The organism is Calidithermus chliarophilus DSM 9957, from assembly GCF_000430045.1.
GTDB lineage: Bacteria > Deinococcota > Deinococci > Deinococcales > Thermaceae > Calidithermus > Calidithermus chliarophilus.
The window spans coordinates 605,866-622,425 of sequence record NZ_KE387027.1 but is presented as its reverse complement, the minus strand read 5'-3'; the positions used below and the strand labels follow the sequence as shown (position 1 = coordinate 622,425).

14 protein-coding genes are annotated in these 16,560 nt (G+C 70.0%); 3 read left to right on the top strand and 11 right to left on the bottom strand.

Features of this window, described 5'->3' with window-relative positions; translation table 11 throughout:
* Window positions 1-196 precede the first annotated feature (196 nt).
* The 6 genes from MEICH_RS0120030 to MEICH_RS0120005 all read right to left on the bottom strand — a co-directional run bounded on the left by MEICH_RS0120030 (window position 197) and on the right by MEICH_RS0120005 (window position 5,272).
* Window positions 197-934 carry a DUF4097 family beta strand repeat-containing protein gene (locus MEICH_RS0120030; protein ID WP_027894073.1) on the bottom strand — a complete coding sequence of 246 codons (738 nt, stop codon included), beginning with the start codon at window positions 932-934 and terminating at the stop codon, window positions 197-199.
* A gap of 10 nt (window positions 935-944) precedes the next feature.
* Entirely contained in the window at window positions 945-1,658 is a 714-nt protein-coding gene (locus tag MEICH_RS0120025) for a DUF4097 family beta strand repeat-containing protein (protein ID WP_027894072.1), read from the bottom strand.
* Between the two features lie 16 nt (window positions 1,659-1,674).
* Window positions 1,675-1,857 (bottom strand): hypothetical protein, encoded by a 183-nt coding sequence (locus MEICH_RS0120020; RefSeq protein ID WP_027894071.1) that lies wholly within the window; start codon window positions 1,855-1,857, stop codon window positions 1,675-1,677.
* A 20-nt stretch (window positions 1,858-1,877) separates the two neighbouring features.
* The gene (locus MEICH_RS0120015) at window positions 1,878-2,066 is read right to left on the bottom strand and encodes a hypothetical protein (RefSeq protein ID WP_027894070.1); all 189 of its coding nucleotides are present in this window, start codon (window positions 2,064-2,066) and stop codon (window positions 1,878-1,880) included.
* A gap of 501 nt (window positions 2,067-2,567) precedes the next feature.
* Window positions 2,568-3,881 (bottom strand): TldD/PmbA family protein, encoded by a 1,314-nt coding sequence (locus tag MEICH_RS0120010; RefSeq protein WP_027894069.1) that lies wholly within the window; start codon window positions 3,879-3,881, stop codon window positions 2,568-2,570.
* A complete protein-coding gene (locus MEICH_RS0120005; RefSeq protein ID WP_027894068.1) occupies window positions 3,878-5,272 on the bottom strand; it encodes a TldD/PmbA family protein in 1,395 nt (464 codons plus the stop codon). Before MEICH_RS0120005 ends, MEICH_RS0120010 begins: the two co-directional genes overlap by 4 nt.
* 136 nt (window positions 5,273-5,408) lie before the next feature.
* Between MEICH_RS0120005 and MEICH_RS0120000 the strand changes: the two genes are divergently transcribed.
* Entirely contained in the window at window positions 5,409-8,579 is a 3,171-nt protein-coding gene (locus MEICH_RS0120000) for a WD40 domain-containing protein (RefSeq protein WP_084542444.1), read from the top strand.
* A 113-nt stretch (window positions 8,580-8,692) separates the two neighbouring features.
* Here MEICH_RS0120000 and MEICH_RS0119995 read toward each other — a convergent pair whose 3' ends face one another.
* Window positions 8,693-11,518 carry a hypothetical protein gene (locus tag MEICH_RS0119995; RefSeq protein WP_027894066.1) on the bottom strand — a complete coding sequence of 942 codons (2,826 nt, stop codon included), beginning with the start codon at window positions 11,516-11,518 and terminating at the stop codon, window positions 8,693-8,695.
* A 370-nt stretch (window positions 11,519-11,888) separates the two neighbouring features.
* A complete protein-coding gene (locus tag MEICH_RS0119990; RefSeq protein ID WP_051304376.1) occupies window positions 11,889-12,671 on the bottom strand; it encodes an RNA methyltransferase in 783 nt (260 codons plus the stop codon).
* 129 nt (window positions 12,672-12,800) lie between these two features.
* Here MEICH_RS0119990 and MEICH_RS26255 point away from each other — a divergent pair, with 129 nt between their 5' ends.
* Window positions 12,801-13,097: a hypothetical protein gene (locus MEICH_RS26255; RefSeq protein ID WP_036219767.1), complete on the top strand. Its 297-nt coding sequence runs from the start codon at window positions 12,801-12,803 to the stop codon at window positions 13,095-13,097.
* Window positions 13,098-13,369: 272 nt separating this feature from the next.
* Here the strand turns inward: MEICH_RS26255 and MEICH_RS0119980 are convergent, their stop codons facing one another.
* Window positions 13,370-14,728 (bottom strand): acetyl-CoA hydrolase/transferase family protein, encoded by a 1,359-nt coding sequence (locus tag MEICH_RS0119980; protein WP_051304375.1) that lies wholly within the window; start codon window positions 14,726-14,728, stop codon window positions 13,370-13,372.
* A gap of 151 nt (window positions 14,729-14,879) precedes the next feature.
* Between MEICH_RS0119980 and MEICH_RS0119975 the strand changes: the two genes are divergently transcribed.
* A complete protein-coding gene (locus tag MEICH_RS0119975) occupies window positions 14,880-15,077 on the top strand; it encodes a hypothetical protein (RefSeq protein ID WP_027894063.1) in 198 nt (65 codons plus the stop codon).
* A gap of 70 nt (window positions 15,078-15,147) precedes the next feature.
* Here the strand turns inward: MEICH_RS0119975 and lgt are convergent, their stop codons facing one another.
* On the bottom strand, window positions 15,148-16,068 hold the full coding sequence (lgt, locus tag MEICH_RS0119970; protein WP_027894062.1) for a prolipoprotein diacylglyceryl transferase: 921 nt from the start codon (window positions 16,066-16,068) through the stop codon (window positions 15,148-15,150).
* Between the two features lie 80 nt (window positions 16,069-16,148).
* A complete protein-coding gene (locus MEICH_RS0119965) occupies window positions 16,149-16,400 on the bottom strand; it encodes a glutaredoxin family protein (protein ID WP_027894061.1) in 252 nt (83 codons plus the stop codon).
* Window positions 16,401-16,560: the final 160 nt, after the last annotated feature.

Genomic DNA, 16,560 nt, shown 5'->3' with positions numbered 1-16,560 from the left:
CCGAGGGAGGGGCGGGGCGGCGGGGGCGGGGTGGGCCCGGCCTGGGCCTCGGCCTCCGCCTCGGCGGCTTCGGCCTCCGCGAGGGCTTCCAGCAGCAAGTCGGCCTCCTCCTGGGTGATGCGCCCGTCGTCGAGCAGCGCCTGGATGCGTTCGCGTTCGGTCATATCCTCTCCCGCTCGGATCTGTTCGCTCATCTTTAGGCCCTCACTTCCAGGTTGCCCACGCTGACGGAGGCCTCGAGCTGGGCCGAGCCCTGCCCCACCTGGCGGGGGGTGGTCTCGAGGTTGCCCAGGCCCACCCGCGACTCGACCTTGACGCTCGAGCCGGGCAGGATCTTCACGTCCACCTCGCCCAGCGTGACGTTGAGGCGGTGGCGGCCCTCGGTGAGCATCACGCTGCCCTCGATCTGGCCGGTCTTGACCTCCACGTCCACGCCCTGCACGTCGCTCAAGTCCACCTCGCCGGCCATCAGCCGGGCCTTGACGTAGGGCAGCCCCCGGGCCCGCACCTCGCCGGCGGTGCCGTGCACCTCCAGGCCCCACCCGGCGGGCACCCGTACGGTCACCTGCCCGATCTTGAGCCCGCCCAGGAGGTTGCCCAGGAAGTCGCCGCCGGGGATCTGGGGGGAGACCTCGAGGTCGCGCCCGTTCTCGCGGGTCTCCACCTTGCCCTCGACCTCCGGCTCCCGGAGGCTAGGGTCGAAGCTGGCTACCAGCTCGCCCGCAGTCAGCCGCACCCGCACCCAGCGCAAGGCGGAGGGGTTCTCGCCGGCGCGGGGCGGAGCGTAGGCTTCCTGAGGGTTTCCCCCCGAGACGGGGCGGTAGCCCACGGGCTCGCTGAAGGGGGCCTCGAGGGCCTCGCTCAACAGCCGGGCCTCTTCCTCGGTGATCTTGCCTTCTCTGAGCAGGTTCTGGATGCGTTCGTGTTCGCTCATCTCGTCTCCTTCAGGCCTCGAGGGTGAGGTCGCCCTGGTTGTGCTCGATCCAGAGGTGGGCCTCGCCCCGGCCCAGTTGGCCCTTGAAGTCGCGCCCGCGTAGGGTGAAGGGCCCGCGCGGGTCGAGGTCGCCCCCGCGGATGCGCCCCTCCACCTTCACGCTCGAGCCGCGCAGTTCGATCTCGGCGTCGGTGCTGGCCATCACCAGGCGGTGCTCGCCCTGGTTGAGCTTGAGGGTGGCCTCGAAGTCGCAGCTATTGAGCTCGAGGTCGACGCCCTGTACCCGCTCGAGCTCCACCGAGCAGGAGTGGGCCCTCCCCTTCACCCACGCCAGGCCCTCGGCCTCGAAGTCGCAGCCGTGCATGTCGAGCTCGAGGCCCCAGCCCTCGGGGAGCTCGACGCGCACGTCGTCGGTGATCTCGTCGTCGGTGTCGACCTCGAGGTCGGGGCCGGCGTCCCGGACGCTCACGGGGCCGCGGATGTCGGGCTCCTGCAGCCGGGGGTTCACCTTGACCTCCACCGAGCAGTCCCGCAGCCGGGCGCGGACCCAGCGGAGGGTGGGCGGCAGCATGCCCAGGCGCACCTGCTGGGTCTGTGGGCGGAAGTCGTGCGGTTGGGGCGAGGCTTCCTCGAGCTCGCGCAGCGCGCCCAGCAGGATCTGGGCCTCCTCCTCGGTGATGCGGCCCTCGCGCAGCAGGTTATGGATGCGTTCGTGGTCGTTCATGGGGTTCCTCGCGGCCTCAGGCTTCTTGGATGAAGACGAACAGGGGTTGGAAGGAAGGGTTGGGGGCGGGGGGAGGCTCAGTTGCCCCCGCCCCCTCCAGGGGGTCTTGTGGGGGGAGGTTCTCGAGCAGGACCCGGGCCTCGAGCGCGGTGAGCTTGCCCTCGGCCACGAGCTGTTCGACGCGTTCACGGCGGGTCATGGTTCGCAACCTCCAGGCTCTCAGGCGGCCACGGCGCGCCGCGGCGCGGGGGCCTCGAGCGCCTCGGCCCACCGGCGCAGCACCAGCGCGAGGCGGCGGCGCAGGGAGTGGCGAGGGAGCAGGCGGTCCACCTGGGCCTGAGCCCGCAGTTGGTTCAGCCGCTCCTGGTTGTGCAGCCGGTACGTTTCGAACTCGTGAAACCCGAACATGCTCTACCTCCTTATCAAGGAGTGTAAAGCATGTCTTTATAAAATGTCAAGCCCGGTTTTACATTATGTGATTCTCGTTTTACAAAGTCTCAAAACGCCCTTTACAAGCTCGCTCGAGCCCGTCAGGAACAGGTTTGCTTGAGCTTGGGGCATGGACCCAGGGTACACCCGGGGCGTGTCCGTTCGCTACTGGAGGGGTGTAAGGTTAAGGGCGATAAGCGGTCAGCTATCAGCGGTCAGCTATCAGCGGTCAGCCATCAGCGGGAGGCTCGTGGTTTGTGGCTTGTGGTTCGTGGTTTACCCCTCCCCAACCCTCCCCGCGTGCGGGGAAGGAATATCCCCCCTAGCCCCCCTTGCTAAGGGGGGTGACAAGACGTCTCGCGTTTTGCGTTTGGCGTCTTGCGTTTTGCGTTTTGCGTACGACGTAGGACGTACGCCGTACGACGCCGGGCGCGGGTCGTACGACCCGCGCCCGGCCTCCGCCCACGGGCTATCGCCCCCTCACGCCCCCGCGAACGACAGCTCCGCCACCTCAACCATGGGAGCGCCCAGGGCCATACCCCAGTACTCCCACTCGAGCCCCTCCCCCACCGCGCTGATGCTTTGCAAAAGCGAGAGCAGGTTGCCGGCCACGGTGAAGTTTTCCACTGCGTAAGCTACCTCGCCGCCCTCGACCTTGAGGCCCAGGGCTTGCAGGCTGAAGTCGCCGGAGATGGGGTTGGCCCCGGCGTGCAGGCCCATCATCTCGGTGACGATCACGCCCTCTTGCAGCTTGACCCCGGAGCCGGGCTCGAGGAAGAGGTTGGAGTGGCCCACCCCCAGCACGCCCTTGTAGCTGCGCTGGGCGTTGCCGGTGGGCTCCACGCCCATCTGGCGGGCGGTCTCGGAGTTGTGGGCGAAGCTCTTGAGCACGCCCTTCTCGATGAGGGTCAGGCGGCGGGAGGGGGTGCCCTCGGCGTCGAAGGGGCGCGAGGCGATGCCGCCGGGCAGGGTGGGGTCGTCCACGACGGTCACGAGGTCGGAGGCCACCCTCTCCCCTACCTTCCCCGCCAGCAGGCTCTTGCCCTCGAGCACGTTCTTGGCCGAGAACATGAAGCTGATCACGCCCAGAAGCTGGGCGAAGGCCTTGGGCTCGAAGTAGGCGCGGTACTTGCCGGTCTTGAGCGGCCGGGCGCCGAGCAGGCGGGCCGTGTCATGGATCAGGTCGAGGGCGGTCTTGCCGGGCTCGAGGGCGTGGAACTCGCGGCTAAAGTCCACGTTCCAGCTCTGCTTGGGCGCTCCGCCGTCGCTGAGGATGGCCATGCCCATCACCACGCTCACCCCGGTGCGGTAGCCCCCGCTGGCCCCCTGGGTCGAGCCCAGCACCACCTGGATTTCCTGCTCCTGGTAGGACGTGCGGGGCACCTGCTTGACGCGCGCGTCCTGGCGCAGGGTGGCCTCGACGGTGAGCGCGGCGGCCTGCTTCTGCTCGAGCGGGGCCGAGAGCCCTTCGCCCAGCAGGTCGTGGCGGCCCAGCGCCGAGCCCACCGGGATGAAGCCCCCGCCGCTGCTCTGCAGCAGGGCGTTTTCGTGGGCCTCCTGCATCACCCAGTCCAGGGCCTCGGGGGTCTTCTCCTCGGTGTAGGCATAGCCCACCTTGCCCTCCACCACCACCCGCACCCCGATGCCCCCCTGGGTGGCCTGGGTGATCTCCTCGAGCTGCCCCCCGAAGGCGCTGAGGCTCAGCTCGCGGGACTCGGCGGCCAGCACCTCGGCGTCGATGCCCATCTGGCGGGCTTTTTTCAACAGGTAGTCCTTGGCCTCTTCGAAGTTCATGCCTGCCCTCCCACCACGATCTCGGAAATCAGCAGGTGGGGCTGGCCCACCTCGGTCGGGATGCTCCCCGAGAGGCTGCCGCACATGCCGGGCGAGGTCTCGAGGTCGCTCGAGACCGCCACGATCTTGGCGATGCTGTCGGGGCCCTTGCCCACCAGCATGGCCCCGCGCACCGGCTCCTCGATGCGCCCGTTGCGGATGATGTAGGCCTCCTTGACCCCGAAGTTGTACTCCCCGCTGCCCGGCTTGACCTGGCCGCCGCCCATGTCCTTGGCGTAGAGGCCGTACTCGATCCCCTCGAAGAGCTTTTCGATGGGGGTGTCGCCGGGGGCGATGAAGGTGTTGCGCATGCGGCTGGTGGGGGCGTAGGTGTAGTCCTGGCGGCGCCCGGAGCCGGTGGGGGCGTAGCCGGTCTTCATCGCGCCCATCTTGTCCACCATGTAGCTCTTGAGCACGCCGTTCTCGATGAGCACGGTGCGCGCGGTCTCCATGCCCTCGTCGTCGAACTCGGAGGAGCCCCAGCCGTGGGGGGTGGTGCCATCGTCGATGTAGGTGACGCAGTCGGAGGCCACCTTTTCGCCCAGCTTGTCGGAGAGGACGCTGGCCTTCTTGGCGACCGAGGTGGTCTCCAGGAGGTGCCCCAGCGCCTCGTGGAAGATCACCCCCCCGAAGGCGTTGCCGATGACCACCGGCATGGTGCCCGCCGGGGCGGGCTTGGCCCGCAGGTTGGTCATGGCCTGCTCCCCGGCCTTACGGCCGATCTCGCTGGGCGGGTAGCGGTCGAAGAGCTCCAGGCCCACGCTCAGCCCCGGCCCGAAGGTGCCGGTCTGCATGCCGGTCTCGTTCTGGGCGATGGCGGTGACCACGTAACGGGTGCGGACGCGGCGGTCCTCGACCCACTTGCCCTCGGAGGTCGCGACCAGCACCTCCTGGTCCCACTCGAGCAACTGTGTCTGCACCTGCTTGACCTCGGGGGCCACCCGGGCGGCGGCCTCGGCCTCGAGCAGCCGCTCCACGCGGTAGCGCCGGTCACGGGCCGACAGCGGCACCTCGGGGGCGTGCAGGCCCCGCGCCGCCTGCTTGCGGAAGTCCAGGCCACCCTCACCCCGCGAGTCCACCTGCCCGGCCTGTCCCTTGAGCTTGACCAGGGTCTCGGTGACCTCGAGCAGGCTCTCGGGCGAGAGGTCGTTGGTGTAGGCGTACACCACCTCGGTGCCGTAGAACAGCCGTAGGCCCGCGCCGTACTCGAGGCCGCTGGTGGCCTCCTTGACCTCGCCCGAAAGCATCCGCAGGTTGCGGCGCTTCCAGCGCTCCACGTACAGTTCGGCGAAATCGGCCCCACCCAGACGGGCCCGGCGGAGCACGTCGCTCACCAGTGTTTCTGAAAGCATTCCAATCCTCCCTAGGCCTGCAGTCTAAGGGCTATCTACTCCATGCACAATCGGCTTTTTCGAGCTACCCGCGGCGAGAGGGCCCGCCGGCCTCGGGCAGCGGGCCCTTGGTCCGTTCCCTGTTTTTGAATAGAGTATGAACTTGGCTAGGGGGCCGGGCACCGCGTTGGCTCCACGGCCTGAAGAAAGGGGCTACATGAAGTTCAAGGGCATTCTCTTATGGAGTTTTCTATCGCTGAATCTCGTCGCTATAGCCCAGACCGGCGGTTTGGGGAACCTGCTCGAGCTGCGCCGCCTCGAGGGCATCACCGAGCCCGCGGGGGCGCTGGCGGTGAGCCGCGACGGGCGCTGGGCGGCCTCGGGCGGTAACGACGGGGCGGTGATCCTGCGCGACCTCCGCAGCGGCCAGTCGGTGCGAACCTTCCGCGCGCCCGCCGGCGTGGGCGCCGTGCTGAGCGTCGCCTTCAGCCCGGACGGGCGCACCCTGGCGGCCGGCACCCGCACCGGCGACCTGCGGCTGTGGGAGGCCTCGAGCGGCCGCGAGCTGCGCCGCGTCGCCACCCAGGCCGAGGTGGTCTACGACCTGGCCTTCGCCCCCGACGGCCGCGGCCTGGCCGTAGCCACCAACCGCGGCGCCGTGCGCGTGTTCGACCCCCGCACCGGCCAGCAACTGCGGCTGTTGAGCGGGCACACGGGCGCGGTGTACGGCCTGGACTGGTCGGCCGACGGCCGGCTGCTGGCGACGGGCTCGAGCGACAAGACCGTGCGCCTGTGGAGCGCCAAGGACGGTAAGTCCCTCAAGACCCTCCGCCCCCCGCAGGAGGTCACGTCCGTGGCCTTCAGCCCCGACGGCAAGACCCTCGCCAGCAGCGACTTCGGCGGGAGCCTGCGGCTGTGGTCGGTGGCCGAGGGCAAGCTGCTGCGCCAGATCGCCAGCGACGGCGAAGGCACCTGGGAGGTCGCTTTCAGCCCGGACGGGCAGCAGATGGTTTCGGGCGGGAGCACGGGCTTGAAGCTGTGGTCGGCCAAGAGCGGGCAACGCCTGCGGGTGCTGAGCCCCGAGTACTACCCTGGCTGGAACGCCCTAGCCTTCGCGGGTAACGGCCGTTTGCTGGCGAGCGTGCCGACTGCCATCCAGTTCTATGACCTAAAAAGAGGCCAAGTGCTTCACAGCTTGCCGGGGCACCCCATCGTCGCGTCCTCCCTCACCCTCAACGCCGACGGCTCGAGGGTGGCCGTGGGCACCCCCACCGGCCCCGTCCTGGTCTACGACAACGCCAGCGGCAAGCTGCTGGCTGCGCTACGCGGGCACCAGAAAAGGGCCAACTGGCTGCAATTCACGCCGGACGGCCGCCGGCTGGTCAGCCTCTCCGGCGGGGAGGGCATCCTGCGCGTGTGGGACCTCAGCACCGCCAAAGCGCTGGGGCAACTCAAGGGTCAGTACCACTTCTTCTCCATAAGCCCCGACGGCACGACCCTGGCAACGGTCGACGGCGAGAGCCTGCGGCTGTGGACCCTGCCCGACCTGCGCCCCGCGACCCGCGCCACCGGCCTCCTCGATAAGTTCGCGTTTTCCCCCGTCACGGCCGTGGCCTTCAGCCCCGACGGACGGCGCCTGGCCGTCGGGGGCCTCCGCACGACCTGGGTCTACGAGCTCGAGAACAGCCGGCTGCTGCGCGCCTTCGAGTTCGCCGAGCCTTTCCAGCTCGTGTGGAGTCGCGACGGCCGGAGCCTGGCCGCAGCCTCGGAAACCTCCGCCGCGGTCTGGGATACGCTATCCGGCCGCCGGCTGGCGATCTTCACCCCACAGAACGGGATCAGCTCCATCGGCCTCAGCCCCGACGGCCGCCTGCTGGCGACCGCCGGGAACTACAACGTCGCGCTGTGGTCGGTGCTCAGCGGGAAGGCCGAACGCACCTTCAAAACGGGCGCGCGGAGCCTGGACGTGGCCTTCAGCCCCGACGGCACCCGCCTGGCCTTCAACGACCTGGGCGGGGCGCGGGTGCTGGGCGCCGCTGGCAAGGCCGCCGTCTTCGGCCTCCCCGCGGCCCCGGCCGCCCAGGCCCGCCTGGCGCTGAGCTTCGCCCTCCCCAACACCCCCGTGCGGGTGGACGGCGACCTCCGGGGGACCACCGACCTGAGCGGGCGGCTCGAGCTGTGGGACCTGCCCCCCGGCGAGCACCAGGTCGAGCTCGAGCCCGCCCTCGAGCTCTTCGCCCCCAGCAAGCTCGGGGTCACGCTGGTCGCGGGCGAGACCCGCAACGTGCAGGCCCCGCTCGAGCTGGCCGAGGGCGTGCCCGCGAGCGCGAGGGCCGCCTGGGGCCTCGAGGCCCAGGGCCACCTCTACGCCGAGGCGGACTTCCGCGGGGCCAGCCTCACCCCCGACGGCAGCCGCCTGGCGCTCAGCGACGGCGCCGCCGTGGTGGCGTGGGACGGCTCCAAGCCCTCCTCCAGCGGCGTCCGAACCATCGAGTTCGACCTCGAGACCGCCTGGCCCGCCTTCACCCCCGACGGCAAGGCCTTCGCGGTCACCACCGAGGAGGGCTTCGAGCTGCGGGAGTACCCCTCCGGCAAGCGCCTGCGCAACCAGGCCCGAGGGGCCTACGGCGACGCGCTCGTGCAGGCCTTCAGCCCGGACGGCCGCACCCTGCTGCTGAGCCGGGGCGAGCAGTTGCTGCTGTGGAACGTACAGCGCTGGAGCTCGGCCGCGACCCTCACCGGCCACACCGCCGACGTGTACGTCGCCAGGTTCAGCCCCGACGGCGGCCTCATCGCCAGCGGCGGGGAGGACGGCTCGGTCCGGCTGTGGGACGGCCGGAGCGGGCAATTCCTGCGCCTGGTGGGCGGGGGCGAGGCCGGCGGGGAGCGCGCCCGCGGCGAGTGCCCCTCGACCCACTGCGCGTGGTCTACGGGCAGCCGCTACGCCGAGAGCGGCGGGGGCGGCCCGGTCTACGACCTGGCCTTCAGCCCCGACGGGAAGCTGCTCGCCGGCGGCGCCGAAGACGGCACCGTGCGGGTGTGGGAGGTCGCCACCGGGGCCCTGCTGCGCACCCTCGAGCACGCCGGTGAGGCCTGGGCCGTCGCCATCAGCCCCGACCAGCAGGTCCTCGCCAGCGCGGGCGAAGACGGCATCCACCTGTGGGACCTCGCCAGCGGCCGCAAGCTGCGCACCCTGAGCACGGAGGAAACCTACTGGGTCGGTTTCAGCCCGGACGGCCGCTCCCTCTTCAGCGTGGGAGGCTTGAGGGCCACCCGCTGGGGCGCGGTGAGCGGGGCTCCCCTCTTTGCTCCTGGCGCTGAACGCTGAGAGACGTCGATAGTCGATAGCCGAACGCTAAACGCACGACGTAGGGGCGGGCACGGGGGCCCGCCCTTCCCCTTGCCCCCTCCCCACGTGCGGGGAGGGGTTTCCCACGAGCTTCAACCGCCCCGTAGAGCGCGCTTGAAGAGCTGGGGGGCGAACTCGGCCACCGCGCGGAGGAAGCCGGTGATGCCGCGGGCGCGGCCGGGGGTGAGGTATACGGGGACGCCCAGGTTCTCGGCCTCGAGCCGCACCGGCTCGGAGAGGTCGTGGCCGACGTAGCTCGAGATGATCATCATGCCGTGGGCGCGCTCGAGGCGGCTGTGGATGCGGCGGATCACCTCGCGCCCGGCGGCGTTGGCGTCGGAGTCGAACCAGTCGACCTTGAGGCCCTGGGCCTCGAGGAAGGGCACCATGCGGCTGCGCAACTGGGTGTGGCCGCCCACCACCAGCAGGTACTCACCGTGGAAGCGCGGCAGGCCCTCCTTGAGCAGGCTGTCGGGGGTGGCCCCGGCCAGCACGTCGGGTACGCCGTCGAGCTGGGCCACGGCCTTGGAGGTGGCCTTGAGCTCCTCGAGGTAGAGCTGGAGGTCGGGGTCGGTGGGGTTGAGGAAGAGGAGGTTGCGCAGGATCTCGCGGGAGAGCTCGAGGTCTTTCTCCCAGTAGTAGGCCACCTCGAGGGCCTTGCGCCACTGCTCGGCGGCCTTCTTGTAGGCCCCGGTGCGCTCGTAGTGCTCGGCCAGGTCGTAGCGCACCTCCAGCGCCTCGGGGGTGCGGGCGAGCTCGGCCAGCAGCAGCGCCTCGGCGCCCAGTTGCTGCCCGGCGTCGTAGAGCGCGGCCAGGTAGCGGCCCCGCACGTTCTGGGCCTCCTCGCTCTGGCTGAAGCCGCGCGAGAGGCGGTAGGCCAGCTCGAGCAGCTCGAGCGAGGGGTTGCGGGTGTGCTCGAGCGAGCGGGCCAGCAGCCGGAAGGCCTCCCAGGGGCCCTCGAGGGTCTCCACCAGCCGCAGCACCGCGCTGGGGTCGCCCCGGAAGTGCTCGAGGCCGCTGTCGCGCACCCGGGCCAGGAATTCCCTCGCCAGCACCGTCTCGCCCTGCTCGTAGGCCTGCTGGGCCAGCGCGAAAAGCTCCTCGACGCCGTAGGCGCGGAAGGCGTGGGCGCGCTTGTGGTCGCCCAGCACCTCGGTCATGGAGTGGCCCAGCGCCTGCTTGGCCTCGGCCAGCAGGTGGTAGGCGAAGCCCTTCGACTCCCCCTGCCCCTCCCGCGCGGCGGCCTCGAGGTAGCGCAGGGCCTCGGTGTGGCGCCCCTCGCGGTGGCGCAGCAGGCCCAGGGCCAAGAGCGCGGTGGCCTCCTCGGCGCGGGCCACCGCGTCGGTGAGGTAGGGCTCGACCTCCTTGAGGTTTTCCAGCGGCACGCTCTCCAGGCCCTCCGGGCCCCGCACCCGCAAGCCCACCAGGGCCATCCCCAGCGCCCCGGCCGCCTCGCCCAGGTCGTACAGCCGCTGGGCGTAGCGCTGGGCGCGGGCCCACAGCCCCTGGCTCAGGCTCGCCTGCAGGCCCAGGCGCAGCAGCCCCCGGCTGAGCAACTGCGGCGAGAGGTCCTCCACGAACTCCACCCGGCGGCTGGCCTCGCTCCAGTCCCCCTCGCGCGACAGCCGCACCGCGCGCTCCTCCATGCGCTCGAGCGCGGTCTTGAAGTAGAGCTCGGCCTCGGGGATCCCGGCCTCGAACAACTGCCGCAGCGCGTCGGCCAGGCGGCCCAGGCCCAGGTAAACCCGGCCCAGGTAGAAGCGGTAGCGCCCGCCCCGGCTCGCCAGGGCCTCCAGGCGCGGCAGCGCCCGGCGGTAGTCCTCGAGCTCGACCCAGCAGAACGCCCGCAGGTCCTCGGCCTCGGCCCTCCCGGCACCCGCCAGGGTGGCTTCGGCCTCGGCGAAGCGGGAGAGCGCGAAGAGAGCGCGGCCGCGCAGGTAGGCCAGCTCACCCCGGGCGTCCTCGGGGCTGTTTTGCAGGACGGCGGCGTAGTCCTCGGCCTCGAGCAGGCGCCATAGCTCCTCGACAGGCGCCGCGGCGGGCTGGGCCTGGGCGACCGGGGCCGGAGGAGGCACCACCTGGACGCCGGATTCCTCGCGGCGGCGCAGGGACAGCTCCTCGGGCATGCGCGCGCTGACCAGGCAGTACTCCCCCTCCCCGGTGCACCGCACCTCGCTGAAGCCCAGCTCCTCGAGCATCGCCCCCAGCCGCTCGGGGTTCTTGCCCAGGAAGGGGCCGTGCCCGTAAACCAGCAGCCCGCCCGGCCGCAGCAGCCCCTGCAGGGCCATGAGCCGCCCGGGGAGCCCAAACTGCCGGTCGAAAGCCTCGGCCTCGAGGCGCCCTGGGAGGTCGCCCAAATAGCCCTCCGGCAGCACCGACAACAGCAGGACGGCGTCCATCAGGGGCAACTGCGGCGGGGCCTCTCCCCCGCCCCCCTCCTGCGGGGAGCCCGAAGGCGCCCCGAACCAGCCCTGGTGCCAGGTCACGCCCGGCAGCCGCTCCCGCCCGATCTGCACCGCCTCGGCCACCCCCTCCAGGGCGTGCCACTCGAGGTCGGGCCGGACCCGGGCCAGCCAGCCCACCAGCCCGCCCGTGAAGGCCCCCACCTCGAGCACCCGCCCCCCACCCGGCTCGAGCAGGCGCGGCACCTGTTCGGCATAAAATTCCAGGAAAGGCAGGTGCATGGCATACACCAACCCCTCCAGGCGCTCGCGGGGATGCGCCAGCAGCCCTGCGTAAAAACTTCGCACCGCCTCGAGGCCGCCCCCCGCGAGATAGCGCTTCCAGGCCTGCAAGATCGGTCTTCGGCGACCCGGGCTGCCGATGCGCTTAGCCAGCTCGCTTTCGAACTTGCCGGGCGAGAGCGGACCTTCGACGTGAAAGCCTTGGCGTAGGTAACGTTTGACGTCGGTATCCACCGCTCTACCCTCCTTGAACCATTAGCCTATCAGAGCGTAACGAAGATACCCAGTCTAAAAAACCTAGGGGTGGGAAGGGTGTTGGGTAGGCCCGTGGCGTGTGGCCTGTGCTGTGGCTCGTGGTAGACGGCGGTAAGCCGTCAGCTTTCAGCCGTCAGCCGTCAGCGAAAGGCTAGTGGCTCGTGGTGAAAGGAACCCCTCCCCGCACGCGGGGAGGGGGTATCCCCCCCAGCCCCCCTTGTTAAGGGGGGAACATGGCGTCTTGCGTTTGGCGTTTTGCGTCTTGCGTTTTGCGTACGACGTACGACGTACGACCCACGCCCGGCTATCGGCCATCAGCCATCGGCTATCGGCTATCGGCATCCAGCATTCAACGCGGCCCATTCTTCGCGTACCACCGGCTCTGATGCAGCAGCCCCCGGAGCATCTGGACTTCCCCCGGGCTCAGCTCGGCTTTGTGCAAGATGCGGCGCAGGCGGCGGCGGGCGTAGGCGAAGCGCTTGGCGTCGGTGAAGCCGATCTGCAGGATGTAGCTCTCGAGGTCTTCGAAGAGGTGCTCGAGCGCCTCCCGCTCGGCCAGGCGCTCGGGCTTGGGGGCGGGGGGGTCGGTGATGGCGACGAAGATCTCGTAGGCCAGCAGCAGCACGGCCTGGGCCAGGTTCAGGCTGGGCTGCTCGGGGGCGGTGGGGATGCGCACGATGAGGCCGGCCTGGTCCATCTCCTCGTTGGTCAGGCCGTACATCTCGCGCCCGAAGAGCAGGGCCACCTTTCCCTGCTGGGCCACCTGCGCCACGGCCTGAGCCGCACCCCGGGGCTCGGCCAGGCGGCCTACGTGGATGTCGCGCGAGCGGGCCGTGGTCGCCAGCACCAACTGGCAGTCGCCCACGGCCTCGAGCACCGTGTCGGCGCGGCGGAGGTTGTCGAGGATGGGGTCGGCGTGGACGGCCAGGCGGTAGGCGTCGGAGTTGGGGCGGGCCTCGAGGTCGGCCACCACGCGGGGCTCAGGGGCCACGAGCCAGAGCTCGCTCATGCCGAAGTTGCGCATGGCGCGGGCCACCGCACCCACGTTCATGGGCTCCTGGGTGCCCACCAGCACCACGCGCACGTTGTGGGTGAAGGGGTTGGGGTCGGACTTGGGACGGGGGTCGGGCATAGGTCGGGTTTCCGGGAGAAATGCCTCCTCGAGGCGTCAAGTCGTGATTCTAACGCATGAGCCCGCCTGCCGCACCCTGCCGGGTCCATATTCCCCACGCCCCACGCCTTCTTCTGCTAAGGTAGCCTCATGGCCCTGAGTCCCCGCGTCGAAGCCCTCCTAGCCATCGTCGATGCCCAAGAAGCACGGCTCGAGAGGGCCGAGCAGAGCCCCCAGTTCGCCCACTTCCTGGCGGCCTCCGACGGCGCGGAGCAGATCATCGCGCAGATCCGCGAGGGCTGGCAGACCTTCCGCAACACCGCCCCCTACCTCAGCGACCCCGAGGTCATCGAGAGCTATGCCCAGAGCTTCGAGCAGATCGACGCGTCGCTGGAACAGCTCGAGCAGGTCCTGGCGCAGATCCGGGCGAATCGGATATTGAATTAGGGGGGTACGGCGAGAAATGTCGATGGTCGTGGTCGATGGTCGATGGTCGATAGCTCATAGCCGATAGCCGAACGCAAGATGCCTTTTCTTTACCCCCCTTAGCAAGGGGGGCTGGGGGGGATAAACCCTCCCCGCACGCGGGGAAGGAAGGGGTGGGGTTTACCACGAGCCACGGGCCACAAGCCCTTCGTTTACTGCTGACGGCTGATGGCTGAAAGCTGACGGCTTACCGCCGTCTACCACGGACCTCCCCAAGCCCCTTCCCCGCCCTCCTACAGCCTCACCCCCATGTACCCCCTCGGCAACAGGCGGCGTTCCCAGGCGGCTTGGGTGAGTTGTTCGCGGAAGTTGGGGTGGGCGATGTTGATGAGGGCTTGGGCGCGTTCGCGCAGGCTGCGGCCGAAGAGTTCGGCCACGCCGTACTCGGTGACGACGTAGTGGACGTCGGCGCGGGTGGTGACGACGCCGGCGGCGGTTTTGAGCACCGGGGCGATGCGGGAGAAGGCGCCGTTCTTGCCGGTCGAGGGCAGGGCGATGATGGGCTTGCCGCCCTCGCTGGCGGCCGCGCCGCGGATGAAGTCGAGCTGGCCGCCGAAGCCGGAGTAGATGGTGCTGCCGATGGAGTCGGCGCAGACCTGGCCGGTGATGTCGATCTCGAGCGCCGAGTTGATGGCGATCATGCGGTCGTTGCGGGCGACGGTGAAGGGGTCGTTGACGAAGTCGGCGGGGCGCATCTCGAAGAGGGGGTTGTTGTGCACGAAGCGGTACAGCCGCTCGCTGCCCAGCACGAAGGTGCCCACCACCTTGCCCGGCAACAGGGTCTTGCGGCTGCCGGTGACGATGCCGCGCTCGAGCGCCTCCATCACCCCGTCGGAGACCATCTCGGTGTGGATGCCCAGGTCCCGGCGGCCCTCGAGGTTGGCCAGCACCGCGTCGGGGATGGCCCCGATGCCCATCTGCAGCGTGCAGCCGTCGTCGATCAGGTCGGCGACGTGCTTGCCGATGCGGGCTTCCACCTCGCTGAAGCCGCCGCGCTCGAGCTGCGGCAGCGGCAGGTCCACCTCGACGAAGGCCGCGAACTTCGAGACGTGCACGAAGGTGTCACCCAGGGTGCGGGGCATGCGGGGGTTGACCAGTGCGATCACCTGGCGGGCGATCTCCACGGCGGCCTTGGCCGCGATGATCTCTACCCCCAGGCTCACGAAGCCGAACTCGTCGGGCGGGGAGACCTGCACCAGCGCGGCGTCGAGGGGCAGCAGGCCGCGCTTGAACAGCCAGGGGATCTGGTGCAGCGAGATCGGCACGTAGTCAGCGCGGCCGCTGTTGACCGCCTCGCGGTCGGCGGGCCCCACGAACATCGAGCGGCGGCGGAAGTGGCCCTCCATCTCGGGCGCGAGAAAGGGGTCGGGGCCGAGCTGGAGCACGTGGACGAGCTCGACGTCGTGCAGTTCGTCCTTGCGGGCGGCCAGGGCCTCGAGCAGGGGCGTGGGGGTGGCGGCGTTGCCGGAGACGTAGACCCGCCAGCCGCTTTGCACCATGGCGGCGGCGGTCTCGAGGTCGCACAGGCGCGCCTGGTAAAGCTTGTCCACGTCGCTGCGGCGCAGGGCTTTTCCGGTCCGGGTGGTTTCCATGGCCCCATGCTAGGCCGGGGGGCGGCAGCAAATGTCCCGCAGGGGCGGGCTCGAGGCCGGGGGAGCGCCCCGCAGCAGCCTCGTCCGGTGTAACCCTGCTGTAACGGCGATATAACGCCGGCCTTGCTAGATTCGTTCGCAGGAGGGAGCAATGGGTTCGAAAGCCATCGCCCTTGAACTGCGCCTGTGGCACGGGCCGGCCGGAGAGGTCAGGGCCTCGGTGCGCCCCGTGGAGGGCAAGGGCGAAGTGATCTACTTCAAGGACCTCGAGAGCCTGTGCGCCTACCTCAAGCAGGCGGAGGAGCGCAACTTCTGGCTCAAGCCTGCCGAGCCCCCGGGCCTGCGTTGAGGCGCCGTTCGGGATGGCGAGAGCGGGTGGCGTGTTCGCGCCACCCGCTCCTCGTCGCCGTCCGGCGGGGTTAGCCCTTCTTGCGCGGCTTGGCCTCGGCCTTGTCCGCCTTCGGGGGCGTGTTCACGGGCACCGCGACGGCCTCGCGGGTGCCGCGGGGCAGGCGGTAGAGCATGACGATCGCCAGGATGATCAGGGGGATCGAGAAGATCTGGGTGGCGGTGAAGAAGCCGACGCCGAGCTGGTTGTTCTCGTAGACGTTGACCCACAGCGGGTTGAGCCGGAAGGTCTCCTCGAAGACCGAGCGCAGCACGCTGTACCACAGCACGAACTGCCAGAAGGCGTAGCCCCAGGGCTTCTTCATCGCCAGCCAGCGCACCACCAGCACGGTGAGGACGACGCCGATGACCACCCCGTAGATCTGGGTCAGGTGCACCGGCCCGCGCACCACCTCGCCCAGGCACAGCCCGTAGGCCAGCGTGACCACGTCGCCCGCCTTGCACAGGCCGGGGAAGCCCGAGGCCGACTCGGGCCAGGTGAAGCCGATGGGCAGGGTGGTCAGGCGGCCCACGGTGTCGGAGCCGTTCATGAAGTTGCCCAGCCGCCCGGCGATCACCCCCAGCGCCACGGCGGGGAGGGAGGCCTCGAGGTAGGGCATGAAGGGGGTGCCGTAGCGGCGCGAGTAGAGCCAGAAGGCCAGGATGCCCACGATCAGCGCGCCGTGGATCGAGAGCCCGCCCTGCCAGATGTACAAGGCCGAGATGGGGTTGTCGGCGAAGTCGCTGGGGCTGGTGAGCACGTAGCCCAGCCGGGCGCCGATCACCCCCGCCACCACCGCCCAGAAGGCGGCCTGCTCGAAGCGGTCGGGGTCGTAGCCCCAGCCCCGCAGGTAGCGCTTGGCGATCTCGAACCCGGCGAAGATCGCCACCACCAGGAAGAAGCCGTACCAGCGGATCTGGATCGGCCCGATTTCGATCATGATTGGGTCCATACCTAAGCTCTCCTTCCGCAGTTTAGTAGACCTTTACACAATTGCCCGCACGGCCGCTCAGGTCGCCGTGCCCGACGTGGCTAGTCGGCTACCGGCTGTGCGCCGTCACCGCTTTGCTCGAGAAGCCGGACGAGCCGGGGCGCGTCGAAGCGGCCCTCCATCAGCACCTCAGAGCCCCGCAGCAGGACCGGGACGCGGAAGCTGTACTCCAGCCGCAACTCGGGGTCCTGATCCACGTCGCGCAGCTCGAAGGGGAGGCGCAGGGCCCCCAGCATCTGCTCGGCCTCCTCGCACAGGTGGCACCCCTTGCGGCTGACCAGGACGTAGCTCATCGTGATCTCCCGATACCCTTATCGCTCATCGCTCGTGCCCGGCCGGACGCCTGCCGCTGCAGGGACGGCCCGGGCTCACGGACCAAGTCTACGCGAGGCCGGGGGGCGGGGCCCGGGGGATGGCCGGGCCGTGCGGCCGGGAGAGGGAGGGGCGGGCGGG